This window comes from Blautia acetigignens, from assembly GCF_025566865.1.
GTDB lineage: Bacteria > Bacillota > Clostridia > Lachnospirales > Lachnospiraceae > Blautia_A > Blautia_A acetigignens.
Genome location: NZ_JAOQJM010000003.1, coordinates 140,070 through 154,254, shown reverse-complemented (window position 1 = coordinate 154,254; position 14,185 = coordinate 140,070). Strand labels below are relative to the sequence as shown.

The 14,185-nt window shown below is 46.6% G+C and carries 12 protein-coding genes; 2 read left to right on the top strand and 10 right to left on the bottom strand.

Features of this window, described 5'->3' with window-relative positions:
* Positions 1 to 80: 80 nt before the first annotated feature.
* Genes OCV70_RS05900 through sfsA form a run of 3 tightly spaced genes read right to left on the bottom strand, consistent with a single transcriptional unit; the run spans position 81 to position 2,873 of the window.
* Complete coding sequence (locus OCV70_RS05900) at positions 81 to 1,097, bottom strand: glycosyltransferase family 2 protein (protein WP_021926871.1); 1,017 nt, start codon at positions 1,095 to 1,097, stop codon at positions 81 to 83.
* Positions 1,094 to 2,149 (bottom strand): A/G-specific adenine glycosylase, encoded by a 1,056-nt coding sequence (mutY, locus tag OCV70_RS05895; RefSeq protein ID WP_021926872.1) that lies wholly within the window; start codon positions 2,147 to 2,149, stop codon positions 1,094 to 1,096. The genes OCV70_RS05900 and mutY overlap by 4 nt, the downstream gene beginning before the upstream one ends.
* A 34-nt stretch (positions 2,150 to 2,183) precedes the next feature.
* A complete protein-coding gene (sfsA, locus tag OCV70_RS05890; protein ID WP_021926873.1) occupies positions 2,184 to 2,873 on the bottom strand; it encodes a DNA/RNA nuclease SfsA in 690 nt (229 codons plus the stop codon).
* A gap of 208 nt (positions 2,874 to 3,081) precedes the next feature.
* Between sfsA and OCV70_RS05885 the strand changes: the two genes are divergently transcribed.
* Positions 3,082 to 3,696 carry an HAD family hydrolase gene (locus tag OCV70_RS05885; RefSeq protein ID WP_021926874.1) on the top strand — a complete coding sequence of 205 codons (615 nt, stop codon included), beginning with the start codon at positions 3,082 to 3,084 and terminating at the stop codon, positions 3,694 to 3,696.
* Positions 3,697 to 3,910: 214 nt separating this feature from the next.
* Here OCV70_RS05885 and OCV70_RS05880 read toward each other — a convergent pair whose 3' ends face one another.
* The 6 genes from OCV70_RS05880 to OCV70_RS05855 all read right to left on the bottom strand — a co-directional run bounded on the left by OCV70_RS05880 (position 3,911) and on the right by OCV70_RS05855 (position 11,460).
* A complete protein-coding gene (locus OCV70_RS05880; RefSeq protein ID WP_021926875.1) occupies positions 3,911 to 4,207 on the bottom strand; it encodes a DUF3784 domain-containing protein in 297 nt (98 codons plus the stop codon).
* A gap of 32 nt (positions 4,208 to 4,239) precedes the next feature.
* Entirely contained in the window at positions 4,240 to 6,210 is a 1,971-nt protein-coding gene (locus OCV70_RS05875; protein ID WP_021926876.1) for a L,D-transpeptidase family protein, read from the bottom strand.
* 336 nt (positions 6,211 to 6,546) lie between these two features.
* Positions 6,547 to 7,887: an MATE family efflux transporter gene (locus tag OCV70_RS05870; protein ID WP_173766845.1), complete on the bottom strand. Its 1,341-nt coding sequence runs from the start codon at positions 7,885 to 7,887 to the stop codon at positions 6,547 to 6,549.
* Between the two features lie 210 nt (positions 7,888 to 8,097).
* Positions 8,098 to 9,639 carry a 2,3-bisphosphoglycerate-independent phosphoglycerate mutase gene (gene gpmI, locus OCV70_RS05865; protein WP_173766843.1) on the bottom strand — a complete coding sequence of 514 codons (1,542 nt, stop codon included), beginning with the start codon at positions 9,637 to 9,639 and terminating at the stop codon, positions 8,098 to 8,100.
* 133 nt (positions 9,640 to 9,772) lie between these two features.
* The gene (locus tag OCV70_RS05860) at positions 9,773 to 11,074 is read right to left on the bottom strand and encodes a homoserine dehydrogenase (protein ID WP_195588229.1); all 1,302 of its coding nucleotides are present in this window, start codon (positions 11,072 to 11,074) and stop codon (positions 9,773 to 9,775) included.
* 173 nt (positions 11,075 to 11,247) lie between these two features.
* Positions 11,248 to 11,460: a hypothetical protein gene (locus tag OCV70_RS05855; protein ID WP_173766840.1), complete on the bottom strand. Its 213-nt coding sequence runs from the start codon at positions 11,458 to 11,460 to the stop codon at positions 11,248 to 11,250.
* Between the two features lie 179 nt (positions 11,461 to 11,639).
* On the opposite strand from OCV70_RS05855, the gene OCV70_RS05850 reads away from it, so the two are divergent.
* Positions 11,640 to 11,942, top strand: coding sequence for a helix-turn-helix domain-containing protein (locus tag OCV70_RS05850; protein WP_173766838.1), 303 nt, complete (start codon positions 11,640 to 11,642; stop codon positions 11,940 to 11,942).
* A gap of 187 nt (positions 11,943 to 12,129) precedes the next feature.
* Here the strand turns inward: OCV70_RS05850 and OCV70_RS05845 are convergent, their stop codons facing one another.
* The gene (locus tag OCV70_RS05845) at positions 12,130 to 13,938 is read right to left on the bottom strand and encodes a Na/Pi cotransporter family protein (RefSeq protein WP_195588230.1); all 1,809 of its coding nucleotides are present in this window, start codon (positions 13,936 to 13,938) and stop codon (positions 12,130 to 12,132) included.
* Positions 13,939 to 14,185 lie beyond the last annotated feature (247 nt).

Below are 14,185 nucleotides of genomic sequence, written 5' to 3'. Positions count from 1 at the left end.
CCAGGAATTGGAGGGCGCGTCTTTTTTTGTCCTATTAACTAAAAACGGGCGCTTCGCTGAAGCGAGCGCCCTGGGGATTGTTAATTAAAGCCGTAGAACTTCTGACAGATCTTGTAGGCGGCTACGGAGACACGGCGGCCGCCGCGGCCTGGGAGATTCATGAAGTTGCCCATAAGGCTGTGGCGAAGTTTTCCGTAGAGGACACGGTTGGTGGAGCGGATGTACTCGAGAAGCTCTTTTTTCTTATCGAGGGCTTCTTTGGTGCCGGAGCGGATCAGCATGATGGAGGAAATGGTGGTGATGATGTCCAGGTAGCTGATCATGTAGGCTCTTGCCCGCTTGTTCATGCTGCCGCAGCTTGTGTAGGAATTGACCATCAGCTTGTTTACGCGCAGCTGCTGGTCGATTCTGCGGATCATAACAGCCTCATTGACAGACTGGTCGTCACGTCCGATGAAGTAGCGGTAGAAATTGGTATCCAGGTAGTACATGTTCTGTACATATGGAAGTGGATCAAATGCAAAAATATTGTCTACATAGAAAGTGTGCTCTGGCAAAGTCAGATTGCACTCAAGGAGCAACTGGGTACGGTAGATCATGGAATGCATGAGAAGATATTTTCCTTTAGGCATATGTCCTACTTCGTTCCAGGTGAAGATATGGTTCACTGGCAGGCAATGGCGGTACTGCATGACCTTCTTGCGGGCTGCGCCCTGCTTCTCATATACAAAGTTGCTGATGAGAAGGTCTACGGTCTTTGAGCCCTTTACTAGGTCCTCCAGAGTTTTCAGGATTTCTTTGTAGGATTCCTCGTTTACCCAGTCATCGCTGTCTACTACCTTGAAATAGAGACCCTGGGCATTGTGGATACCGGTGTTTACGGCGCCGCCGTGGCCAAGGTTTGGCTGATGGATGGAGCGGACGATGTTCGGATATTTCTCCTGATACTGATCTGCGATCTCTGCAGTTCTGTCCTTGGAACCGTCATCGATTACAAGAATCTCTACTTCGTCTCCTCCCGGAAGAAGAGACTGGATACATTTCTCCATATAAGCTTCGGAATTGTAGCATGGAATTGCTATACTAAGTAATTTCATTGAATTTCCTCCTTCATGTACTTCGCATATGCGCCAAACGCGGAAGGGATGGCGTAGTTTCTCTCTGATTCTTTTTTATCTGCAAAAAGAATGCCTGGGGCGTGTGTCTGTTCTAAGGATGACACACGGATCAGGTATGCCTTCATTCGCCACTCAATGTGGGAAAAAATGTGCTTGGCATCTGGCAATTCTTCTATATATAAGGGCTCTGTGCCAAGGTCTTTTACATAGTCCAGGGCTTCCTCACGGCTTAAGTAGCCTTCTGTGTTGGGAAGCTCGTATAATCCGGCAAGAAGGCCTTTGGAAGGGCGTTTGCGGATTGCGGTACAGTTTCCATCCTGGATCACAAGGACTGTGCGCTCTTCTATGACTCGGGGCTTCTTCGGGGCCTTTACCGGATATTTTTCCATGGTTCCGTGAAGTCCTGCAAGGCAGTAATCCCGCACTGGACAAATCAGACATTTGGGCTGTCCGTTGGGGACGCACACCACTGCCCCAAGTTCCATCATAGCCTGATTGAAATCTCCTGGACGATCCACAGGAATAATTTCCTGGAGCGCTTTTTCTGTTTTCTTACGAAAGGCTGGCTTCGTAATGTCCTCGGAATCCTCTGTCATTCTGGTTACCACGCGGAAAACATTTCCATCTACAGCCGGCACGGGAATGCCGTAGGCAATGGAGGCAATGGCCCCCGCTGTATAACTCCCTATCCCCTTTAACGAGATAAGAAGGGAAAAGTCTTCAGGAAGTTTGCCATTATATTTTTCTACCATCTCCTGGGCTGCCAGCTGCATGTTGCGGACGCGGCTGTAATAGCCAAGGCCTTCCCACAGCTTGAGAAGCTTCTCCTGGGGACAGGCTGCCAGGGCTGGTATGTCAGGAAGCTCCCGGATAAATCGTTCAAAATAGGGCTTTACAGCTTCCACACGGGTTTGCTGGAGCATGATCTCGGACACCCAGGTGTAATAAGCGTTATGCTGATCACGCCAGGGCAGAATCCGCTTGTTCTCATCGTACCACCCAAGAAGAGGCTGTATAAACTCATCTGTCATTTTATTTCCTCCAAATTACTGCCATAGAATGGCACTAATCTCTTTCCAAACGGACAGGCACAGGGTCCTGGATCTCCATGCGGTCCGGTTCTACCAGACAGTCGTAAGCAAGAATGTGCACGCCTGCTTTCTGCGCCTTTTGTAAGGTTTCCCCGAATTCACGGTGGGTATCCCAGTTAGGCTCGAACCTTGTGACTCCTTTCATCTGGATTACCAGAAGAAGATATGCCTCGTAGCCGTCTTCCATGCAGCGAATCAGCTCTTCTACATGCTTCACGCCTCTTGCGGTAGGCGCATCTGGGAAACGCGCTACGTTATCAGCTTCCAGAGTTACTCCCTTCACTTCGATGAAAGCCTTTCTTCTGTCCGAGCAGGCGTAAAGGTCAAACCTGGAATTGCCGTAGGTTTTCTCAGGCGTCACCTGAACCTCTTCCGGGAAAAGATAACCTGCCTTTACCCATTCCAGCGCTGCTTTATTGGGAATCTGGGAATCCATGTTGATCAGGCGTCCGCTTTTATTGACGCAGACCAGATCGTAAGCTGTCTTTCTCGCCGGGTTGCCGCTCTTTTCCAAAAAGACCTGCGCCCCTGGGACCAGAAGCTCCTTACATCTGCCTGTGTTCTTTACATGAACCGTCTCGATCTGCCCGCCAATCTCCACATGGGCAATAAACCGATTGGGACGGTCAAGAAAACGGCCTTCTGTAATATTTTCGTATTTCATGATTCACCTCGCGTTACTGTCTGACATGTAATCTGATCCTGCCAAAAAACTGACCAACAGGTCAAAAACAGTAACTGACTTTCTTATCATAACATAAAATCCGCAAAAAGCCAGCTAAAAATTATCTAAATAAAAACATTGCATTTTTTAAACTTCCTATATAAAATGAAATCAGTGTAAAAACACCAGAAAGGACTAAAGACCTCTAATGGACAGTATTATTTTTGACGTTGACGGTACTATATGGAATTCCACAGATGTTGTGGCGCAGGCCTGGAATGAAGTTTTGGAGAAAGAAAAGATTGACATCCGGGTGACGGCAGATCAGCTGAAGGGGCTTTTCGGAAGACTGCTTCCGGATATTGCGAAAGCGATTCTTCCCGATCAGACAGAGGCTGAGCAGCTTCGGATCATTGACCTTTGCTGCCATGCAGAGCATGAACTTTTGAGAGAAAAAGGGGCGCCGGTTTATGAAGGGCTTGAAGATACCCTGAGGGAACTGAGCAAGCGCTATCCACTTTTTGTGGTCAGCAACTGCCAGGCTGGATATATTGAGCTTGTATTTGAAAAAACAGGGCTTGGAAAGTATTTCACAGGACATCTCTGCCCGGGGGATACAGGCGAGGCTAAGGCTGCCAATATCCAGACAATTGCGAAAAAATATGAGCTGAAGGCACCTGTCTATGTGGGTGATACCTTCGGGGATTACCAGGCCTGTCAGGAGGCGGAAGTGCCATTTGTATTTGCCTCTTATGGCTTTGGGCAGGTGGATACACCGGATTATGTGATTGAGAAGCCGATGGATCTGCTGACATTATTCTGATTTTTCCAGAATAATGTCAGCTTGCAATTTTTTTGCCAAAGGATACTTCTAACAAAGTTTCCATTTTCATCACTACTTTTTGAAAAAAGTATTTCTGGCTGAAGTACTCTTTCGTTGCTTTCCACTATCTATCATGACTATGGACAACTGTACTTTCTACAAAAGAACAAGCGCCTGCATCCAACTTTTCCCGAGATGCAGGCGCTTTTACGTTTTATTTCTTACATTTCTTACGAATCAGAACTACCATAGCGATGAAGATGACAATTACCAGTACCAGGTAAATAATATCATACACATAGCTCTTGATCAGCATATCCAGTCCGGTGAGAACTCCGAAAATGAGTAATGTCACACCGGAAATCAGCTGAATCTTTTTCTCGTCGTAAAGTCTCTTACGCTCGGCGGCATTTCCGCCTTTCATCAGAATATCTCCATGACCGGTAAGAAGCATTACTCCCATTACAAGAGCTGCTACAGTCAGGATCAAATCAAAGGAATCCATATTCATAGTAACTTATTCTCCACTTCTTTTGTTATCAATTAGTAAAAGCAAACAATCGGCACATTGGTATCAATAATGCTGTATAAGGTTGCTGCTGCATCCAGCGGCATGTTGATACATCCGTGGGAGCCTGCATAGGTGTAGCGGTCTCCTCCGAAGTAAGCCTGCCAGGTAGCATCGTGGAAGCCGATTCCTCCATTGAACGGCATCCAGTAGGTAACCGAAGTCTCATATTCATAAGTGCCGTCCGGCTTCTTCGCACCGCGGAGCACATCCGGGCTCTTCTTGTAATACAGGGTGAAAATTCCCGGAGGGGTTGCTCTGTCATCGTAACGGATATCACCGGAAACAATGTCAGAATCAAAAATGATGCTGCCACCCTGGTAATAATACATGTGCTGGCTGCTCAGATCCACCTCAATATAAGTGCTTCCAATATCATTGTAGCCGTAGGCATTGGCTCTCATGGAATAAACAGGCTCACGGGTAGTCTGTGTTCCAGTACGGATTTCTTCCGTCAGCTGTGCAGCCTCTGCGTCCTGGTCAATCTTCCAGCCGTATGCAGAACCATATACAGAAACGGTTCTGCCGCTTGTGGTATTGAAAGAACGGGTAGTTCCTACCGTATTGTGCTCGCTTGCCAGCTGTGCCACGAAGTCCTTCACATGCTGGGTAAAGGATGCGTCATCCTGTACCAGCTGTCCCTTCTCGTCAAACTGCAGCCAGTTCTTCAGTGTGCTTCCGTCAAGGGTCACCGTCTGATCACCAAAAGTGTAGGTGATGCTCGCCTTGGTGTAGTTGTTATAAGCATCTCTTGTTGCCTGAAGCGTGGAATCCTCACTGGTCACGGCTGCCACTGCATACACATCCGGCGTGCTGCCAAGATCAATGCTGGTCTGGCTGCCGGAAATGGCTGCATCTAATGCCTTATAGGCTTCCTTCACCTTCAGCTTGCTTCCCTCAGTCTCCGGAACAATGGTAAATTCATCCCCATTCATTGCCACATAGGCATTCTCCGGCTCCACCTGATTCTCCGGCTGGGCACAGTTCAGGGCTTTCACCTCATTCTGGAGAAGAGTCTTATCAAAGGTTACATTCTCCTGTGTGTTGTAGCTTCTTGTCTCCATAAAGCCGCGCACCCACTCATAAGGCTTCTGCTGCTTCAGAAGGTTCAGTACCTCACCGTCAGACATGTACTGGTAGCCAATTTGGCTTCCGCTGATAGTCTGAGGATCCTGATTTCTGGAAGTTACCTCAATGGAATAAGCCTCCACTGTGCTGGCAATTGCCTGCTCCACCTCATAGGCAGTCTTGTTGGAACAGTCGATCCCATTGATATAGGTTCCTTCGAAAAAGCGGTCCGCATAATAATAGGTCACTGCACCATATGCACAGCCTGCTGTCACTGCGAGAATGGCCGCAATAATTCCGGTCACCTTCAGGCCTTTATGCTTCTTTTTCTGGATGGGAACGATTTTCTCGTCCAGCTCTTCTTCAGAAATAGGAACATAGGCAATCTTGGTAGGTCTAGCGGAACGAGATGCGGGGCGGGCGCTCTGTTTCTGAGTACTTTCTTTCTTCTCCCTGCGGCTTCTCTTCCGACCGGACCTTGTGGAAAATTCTTCTACCTGAAGCTCACGCTCCTGTGGGACATCTGATTCATCATCATAGGAATCATCTTCCTCATCAAACTCTTCAGACTCCTCCTCGTCATCGTCCGCTTCAGACTCCTCCTCAAATTCATCTGAATACTCCGAATCGTATTCCTCTTCCTCCGGATATTCTTCCTCGTAATCCTCTTCTGCGGAGTCCTCCTGATCATCGGCCTCATCTGTGTCATCCCAGGAATCGAAATCCCCATCCTCAGATGACTGCGTATCCTCTTCATCAAAAAAATCTGCCCCATGGAACTCATCATCCAGATCCACTTCCAGGTCTGCCATGGCGGCATCTATTTTATCTTCGAAACCTCCCGGGCCTCTCTGAGTACGCTTTTCGTCCTTACTCATGTATAAATTTCTCCTCTAAAAAAACACCGTTGTAACAAAGTCCCGCCGCTTCACAGCGAAACCTTATTCTATTATAACATATATTTTCCAAATTGCATCTTAAAATGTATATTTCCTCTGTCTTTTACACAAACTTTTGCAACGTAAAAGAAATATTCTTCCCCAAAGACAGAAAAAATGTGCCAAATGGAAAAATGTTACAAAATTCCATCTGACACATCTATCTTATTATATTCTGTATGTATGCCTGTAATCCTTATTTTTCCTGTGTTTCCAGATTTACAGGCACGATTCGCGCTCTGTACCCGGCAGCACACTGTAATGAAACGTCTAACCTTACAGGCACAGTTTTTTCTTCATATCCTTCATCACATAGAAGTAAAGAACAATCAGAAGCACGGTGGCAACCACCCATGCAAACGGACTTGCCATGCACGCCATGGTGTAGCTCTTTTTATTCGCTGCAATAACAGCCATCACGCCTCTTCCTACAAGCTCAGCCACACCGGAAAGCATAGGCAGAAGGCCGTAGCCCATTCCCTGGAAGCCGTTGCGGTAGCAGTTTACCACATACAGCGGAACCAGGAACATTCCCACGCACCGGAGGTAGGTATCCACCATAGGAATGACCACATCTGCATTATCTGAAATAAACAGATAAGAGAAGTATTTGCCTGCGAAGAAAAGAATGAAGCCTGCAATTACCGCATACGCGCATCCGATTACGTCCGTCGCCCTAAAGCCCTGACGTACACGGTCCAGCTTTCCGGCTCCAATATTCTGTGCATTGTATGTAGAGATTGTAGTTCCAATGGCAACAAATGCCTGTGTGAAAATACACTCGATCTTGTTTCCGGCGGTAAAGGCTGCGACTGCATAAGATCCCAGAATATTCAGGGAGCTCTGTACCATCATGGTTCCAATGGCTGTAATGGAATACTGAAGGCCCATTGGGATTCCCACGCTGATCTGCTTCGCGGCAATGTCTTTGTTAAAATGCCAGTCTTCTCTTTTCATGCGAAGCTCCGGAACAGCTTTCCAGATGTAGACCAGGCAGAGAAGTCCGGACACTCCCTGGGAAATAACCGTTGCCCATGCAGCTCCCGGCGCACCCCAGTGGAAAAAGATAATGAACACAAGGTCCAATACAATATTAAGGCCTGCTGCCAAAATCAGGAAATACAGCGGTGTCTTGCTGTTGCCAAGAGCCCTGAGGACACTGGACACCAGGTTGTAGAGCACCTGGGTAAAAATTCCGGCACAGATGATCATAATGTAGCCATATGCCCCGTCAAAAATATCCTCCGGTGTATGCATGAAAACCAGCAGTCTGTGCATTCCCAGCATGCTGACCGCCGTCATGATCACCGCGATCACGGCGGAAAGAATGGCTGCATTGCCAACTGTCTTCCGCATCTCATCCATTCTTCCTGCCCCAAATTTCTGGGAGGTAAGTACGGTAAATCCTGTGGTCAGTCCCATCAGAAAACCAATGATCAGAAAGGTGATGGTACCTGTGGCTCCTACCGCCGCCAATCCCTTGGTACCTACAAACTTTCCTACTATAACCGCATCCGCCATACTGTAAAGCTGCTGAAATACATTACCGATAAAAACAGGAATGGTGAAATTCAGCAGCATTTTCATGGGCTTTCCCACAGTCATATCTGTCTGCATTTTAAGTTTTCCTCCATAAGAAAAAATATCGTTTGAGAGCGATTATAGGCGAAATACCACTTACTTTCAAGCCCCTATTTTAAGAAATTTAAAAATTTTTCCAGGATGCTTTTTGAGGACAAAAAGGTGCAGCCCCTATAGGAAGCTGCACCCTGTTTTCACACAATATTCCATAACTGTCCAGCATCTGGACAGCTGCTGCAATTTTATTTATTTCTCAACAAGAAGAGACTTGCCTGTCATCTCTGTCGGCTGCTCCATGCCCATAAGCTGGATCAGGGTCGGGATGATGTCTGCAAGGCATCCGTTCTCACGAAGTGTGTATTTCGGATCTGCGTTTACAAGAATGAATGGAACCGGGTTGGTGGTATGAGCAGTGTATGGCTCGCCTGTCTCATAGTCAACCAGCTGCTCTGCATTACCGTGGTCAGCACAGATGAACATCTGTCCGTCAACCTCTTTGAGAGCCTCAACAGCCTTGCCTACGCACTCATCAACAGCCTCAACAGCCTTGATTGCTGCTGCCTCAACACCAGTATGTCCAACCATATCCGGGTTCGCGAAGTTGATGATGATCACGTCGTATTTCTCAGATTTAATTGCTGCTACAAGCTTCTCACAAACCTCTGGAGCGCTCATCTCAGGCTGAAGGTCATAGGTCGGAACCTTCGGGGACTTCACAAGGATTCTGTCCTCTCCCTTGTTCGGCTCCTCAACGCCGCCGTTGAAGAAGAAGGTTACGTGCGCATATTTCTCAGTCTCAGCGATACGTGCCTGAGTCATGTTGTGAGCTGCAAGGTACTCGCCGAATGTGTTGTGAAGCTGAACCTTGTGGAATGCTACCAGCTTATTGCCGATGGTATCGTCATAATCTGTGAAGCATACATATGTGAGGTCCAGTCTCTTCTCTCTTGCAAAGCCTGTGAAAGCATCATCGCAGAAAGCTCTGGTGATCTCACGTGCACGGTCAGGACGGAAGTTGAAGAATACAACAGAGTCCTTATCAGAAACAACAGCTACCGGCTTGCCGTCCTTCTCGATTACAGTCGGAAGAACGAACTCGTCTGTCTTGCCGTCATCATAGGAAGCCTGTACAGCCTCAGCTGCATCTGTTCCCTTAACGCCCTCGCCCTTGGTAAGTGCGTTGTAAGCAAGCTCAACACGATCCCAGCGGTTGTCACGGTCCATTGCATAGTAACGTCCGGAAACAACACCAATCTCACCTACGCCAAGCTCATCCATCTTTGCCTGAAGCTGCTGGATATATCCTTTTCCGGATGCCGGAGGTGTGTCACGGCCGTCAAGGAAGCAGTGTACGTAAACTTTCTTAAGTCCTTCATTCTTCGCCATCTGAAGAAGTCCGAAAAGATGGGTGATGTGGCTGTGAACACCTCCATCAGAAAGAAGTCCCATAAAATGAATTGCAGAATCATTTTCTTTGGCATTCTTCATTGCTGTAAGAAGTGCCTCATTCTTAAAGAAATCACCGTCCTGGATCTCTTTGGTGATTCTGGTAAGCTCCTGGTATACGATACGGCCTGCGCCCATGTTCATATGTCCTACCTCAGAGTTACCCATCTGGCCCTCTGGAAGACCTACAGCCAGTCCGCTTGCGTTACCTTTTACAAAAGGATACTCAGCCATCAGCTTGTCCATGACAGGGGTATTTGCTTCATAAACAGCGTTAGCGTCATGTCTGTCATTCAGGCCGTATCCATCAAGAATCATTAAAACCGTTGGTTTCTTGCTCATAATGTTCTCCTTTATGCGATTAAAAATTTCCCGGCTGCTGATCCCCTGGGAAACAGCAGCTTTTCTTTTGTTTGTTACTCCTTATATATAGTATCAAAAATCTGGAATTTTTCAATCACAATTTTTCAAAATTTTATTTTCCGTAAACGCGGATTGTCTTGGAAATACGCTTTACAGAGGATTTATTGGAAAGTTCCTGGACTGCGGTCTTGAAATCGCCTTCCCGTACCTTGGCTGTGATCACAACAACCTCTGCAAGATGGTCGTCCTGGCTCTGGCTGTCGCGCTGGATGATCTGGGCAATGCTTACGTGATATTTGGCAAAAACCTCTGTCATCTCAGCAAGCACACCGCAGCGATCCTCCACATGGAGGCGAAGGAAATAACGGTTGTAAGTATCTTCCATTCTTTTTACAGGAAGCTGTTTATAGCAGGTACATCCAATGCGTCCGCAGCAATTTGCCACTATATTTCTTACAATGTCGAAAATATCGCCCACTACAGCACTGGCTGTGGGAAGCTCACCAGCACCTCTGCCGAAGAACATAGCGTCCTCTACCGCGTCACCGTGAACAAAAACTGCATTATAGGAATCATTTACCGTTGCAAGCGGATGGTCGTTTGGAATCAGCATCGGGCAAACGTAAGCCTCTACCCCGGTGTCTGTGTTGCGTGCAACGCCAAGAAGCTTGATAGCACAGCCCATTTCTTTGGCATAGCGAATATCCTTGGCGGAAATCTTGGTGATTCCTTCAATATAAACGTCATCAAATACCACTCTGGAATTAAAAGCTACGCTGGCAAGAATGGCCACCTTACGACCTGCATCCAATCCGTCAATATCTGCTGTCGGATCTGCCTCTGCATATCCAAGCTTGGCGGCAAGTGCCAGGGCATCCTTAAATTCCATGTTGTCCTGGGACATTTTGGTGAGAATGAAGTTGGTGGTTCCGTTTACAATTCCCATAACCTCACTCATATGATTGCCTGCAAGACACTGCTTCAGAGGACGGATAATGGGGATTCCGCCTGCCACAGCTGCCTCAAAAAGCAGATCCACATGGGAAGCTTTAGCTGCGTCCAGAAGCTCTTTTCCATGGACTGCGATCAGATCCTTATTGGCCGTTACCACATGCTTGCCTGCATGAAGAGCGTCCAGGATATAAGTACGTGCGGGCTCAATTCCGCCGATCAACTCAATCACAATGTCAATAGAAGGATCCTGCTTGATCTCTTCCCAGCTGTTTGTAAGCATTGCAGGATCGTCTACCTTCGCAGCTGCCTTTTCCAGATTTCGAACCAGGATCTTACGGATCTTGACCTTGCAGCCGATCTTGGTTGTCATCTCCTCTTCCTGGCCTTTCAGAACCTTGTAAACTCCGGTTCCAACTGTTCCAAGCCCCAAAAGGGCCGCTTTTATCACTTTTTCTTCCATGGGGAACTCCCTTCTTTATATAGGATTCTGTAATCATTAAACGTCAGCGTGAAAAAGACAGTTGTCTTTCGTACATTAACATTTCACTGTGTGATTCCTATACTATGGCAGAATGTGGAATTTGTCAAGATGGGGATTCGGAGAAAAAACAGAAGTAACGATGTGTTTTCCGGTTATTGCTTCTCTTCCAGCTCCTCCAGCTGCTTCTTCAGCTTCCTGATATAGTGAAATCCGGCACATAGGGTTACGGAAATGGCTATGGACAAAATGGCTGCCAGGATCACATACGCAGTTGTTCCAGCTCCGGCTACCATACAGTAAAACAGGCATCCTGCCAGAAGTCCTGCAAACACCACTTCAATTCCCGTCTCCAATACTTTCTTCAATGCTTCTCCCTCCCTTTTAGGGTCTTTATAACGACCCTATGATATTTTTAATTTTACCCCGATAATAGACATATATCAAGTACAAATTGTTCATAAATAGGAGTAGATCCTGGCTGCAGATTCGGGTTTGTTCGCTGCCTGACTGCTGCTTTGAACAATCGCAGTTATGGGGTTTGATCATGATAAAATATGACAGGTTGTGGAAAACCATGGAAGAACGTCATATTTCCCAGTATGACCTTTATACGTATTACGAGGTGAGCAAAAGTCTGCTGCATAAGTTCCGCAAGAATGAGAACATTGAGATTTTTACCCTTGACCGTATCTGCACCATTCTGGAATGCAACATTGAGGATATTGTGGAGCATGTGCCGGATGAGCAGTACACGCAATATGTAAAAATGCAGAGGAAAGCGGCGGCTGCCGATCACAGCCGGGCTTCTAGGAAAAAAGAGTACGGGGAGACGCCTTCCGAAAAATAAAATATTCGAGAACATAACGCCGATCATCCAAAAATGTGTATGATTTTTATATACACAGATATTTGTTATTGTATTCTTTTGTAGAACAGTTTGTACTTTTCCTTTTACGTTGTTATATAAAAACACCGCCAGAAATTTCCCGGTTCTATCCGGTCATTTCTCTGACGGTGTTTTGTATTTCGTATGCTTATTCTACTTCTTCCGGTTCCATGCTGAGCTTGTGCTCAACTTCCGGTCCAATGTCGTATTTCTGTCTGTATTCCTTGAAATAGCTGTAGTATTCAAGGCTGTCAGTGGGATAAATCTTGGAGTTATGGATGTGAATATCTGTCGTTTCATCATCACTCTTCATAAGCGCGGTCATGGCACTTGCACAATGGGACGCAATACGGCCGAAGCTGTTCAGGATATCACTGAATACAGTTCCCTCTTCCAGACCGCATTTGCCCTGGCTGAGACGCTCTGCATGGCGCATTTTCAGCTCATCGCAAAGTCTGGTGATTACCACGCCAAGAGGCGCAACGCGCTGTGCGGCTTCCTTGTCATCATTCATGAAAGCAGTGCAGGTGATATTGATTTCCTCACGGACTGCGTCCATAACTACATTCAGCTCATCCCATGCGGTCTGAGAGAAGGTAGTGTGGTTATCATGCATTTCATTAGACATATGCGCGATATAGGAAGCATGGTCTCCGATTCGCTCAAAGTCATTGATGGTATGCAGATAAAGGGAGGTCTGACGAGTCTGGGCTGTGTTCATCTCACGCTTGGTAAGCTGAATCAGGTATTCCCCAAGACGGCTCTCATATTTGTCGATCAGGTCTTCTTTCCGCTGTACCTTATCGTATTTATCCTGCTGGTAATCGTTCAGAAGGTTCATGGCTCTGTTCACATTCTTCCGAAGCTTCTTCGCCATGCCGTTCATTGCACGATGGCACTGGCCAATAGCAAGTGCAGGATAGTTAAGCAGACGCTCTTCCAGAAGATCGAAGTCTGCCTCGTCTTCCAGCTCCTCTGCACTGTCCTTTACCAGGTAGCATACAAGCTGCTCGATCTTCGGTATGAATGGGAACAGTACAACGACAGTTGCCACACGGAATACCGTATTCAGAAGGGCAATGAATACAGGCGACATGATCATATCCATAAATCCAAAGTGAACGATGGCATTCGCTGTGTAGAAAATAATGGACCACAGGATCAGGCCAAACAGGTCGTTCAGCAGATATACAAGGGCAGTTCTTTTACCATTCTTGTTGGCTCCAACTGCGGAGATCAGTACTGGACAGGCAGCTCCAACGCCGATACCAAGAACGATTGGAAATGCACTTGCAAAGGTAAGGATTCCGGTTACGGAAAGTGCCTGGAGCACACCGACGGTAGCGGATGCACTCTGGAGCACTGCGGTAAACGCAATACCTACCAGGATACCTGCAATGGGGTTGGAAAACATTGTCAGCATGTTGATGAAGACAGGGCTTTCACGAAGCGGGGAAACGGCACCGCTCATCATCTGCATTCCGTTCATCAAAATGGCAAAGCCCAGCATAATATTTCCGATATTTCTGTGTACGGATCTCTTACAGAATGTACGAAGAATAATACCGATCACAGCTACGACTGCTGAGATAGTAGCTGTGGAAAGGATGCTTGCAATTCCACCGGAGCCCTGGATGTAGGACAGACACAAAATCCATCCTGTGATACTGGTTCCGATATTTGCGCCCATGATAATACCAATTGCCTGTTTCAGCTTCATCATACCGGAGTTTACAAAACCGATAACCATAACCGTTGTGGCAGATGAAGACTGGATCACACTTGTAACACCGGTTCCAAGTGCAACACCCTTCAGCGGGGTATTTGTCATCTTGTAAAGGAAAGCTTCCAGCTTATTGCCGGCAACGGATTTCAGTCCGTCTCCCATCAATGACATTCCAAATAAGAAAAACGATACTCCGCATAGCAAAGATAAAACCATTGAAAAAATTGCCATGTTTTACTCCTCTGTTGTCGCTTCCCTCTCTGCTCCTTCGCATGAGTGCGACCTTTCTTCTCAAGTATTTTGTTTTCTATTAACGTGGATTTTTCTCAATTTTTACATATCCTTAACTATTATGCCATAATCATAAGCTGATTACAATATTGGATTGATCTTAAAGCGTAATTTTTTATGCCTGGAAAAAATGTATTTTGGGTAAAATTAGCTAAAAGTTCCTTACTGTATCAAAACAAAAACGCCA

What these genes read in the sequence shown, in the direction of transcription:
- OCV70_RS05900 (WP_021926871.1), bottom strand. Translation starts at nt 1,097, where the DNA reads ATGAAATTACTTAGTATAGCAATTCCATGCTACAATTCCGAAGCTTAT.
- OCV70_RS05885 (WP_021926874.1), top strand. Translation starts at nt 3,082, where the DNA reads ATGGACAGTATTATTTTTGACGTTGACGGTACTATATGGAATTCCACA.
- sfsA (WP_021926873.1), bottom strand. Translation starts at nt 2,873, where the DNA reads ATGAAATACGAAAATATTACAGAAGGCCGTTTTCTTGACCGTCCCAAT.
- OCV70_RS05875 (WP_021926876.1), bottom strand. Translation starts at nt 6,210, where the DNA reads ATGAGTAAGGACGAAAAGCGTACTCAGAGAGGCCCGGGAGGTTTCGAA.
- gpmI (WP_173766843.1), bottom strand. Translation starts at nt 9,639, where the DNA reads ATGAGCAAGAAACCAACGGTTTTAATGATTCTTGATGGATACGGCCTG.
- mutY (WP_021926872.1), bottom strand. Translation starts at nt 2,149, where the DNA reads ATGACAGATGAGTTTATACAGCCTCTTCTTGGGTGGTACGATGAGAAC.
- OCV70_RS05845 (WP_195588230.1), bottom strand. Translation starts at nt 13,938, where the DNA reads ATGGCAATTTTTTCAATGGTTTTATCTTTGCTATGCGGAGTATCGTTT.
- OCV70_RS05860 (WP_195588229.1), bottom strand. Translation starts at nt 11,074, where the DNA reads ATGGAAGAAAAAGTGATAAAAGCGGCCCTTTTGGGGCTTGGAACAGTT.
- OCV70_RS05880 (WP_021926875.1), bottom strand. Translation starts at nt 4,207, where the DNA reads ATGAATATGGATTCCTTTGATTTGATCCTGACTGTAGCAGCTCTTGTA.
- OCV70_RS05870 (WP_173766845.1), bottom strand. Translation starts at nt 7,887, where the DNA reads ATGCAGACAGATATGACTGTGGGAAAGCCCATGAAAATGCTGCTGAAT.
- OCV70_RS05850 (WP_173766838.1), top strand. Translation starts at nt 11,640, where the DNA reads ATGATAAAATATGACAGGTTGTGGAAAACCATGGAAGAACGTCATATT.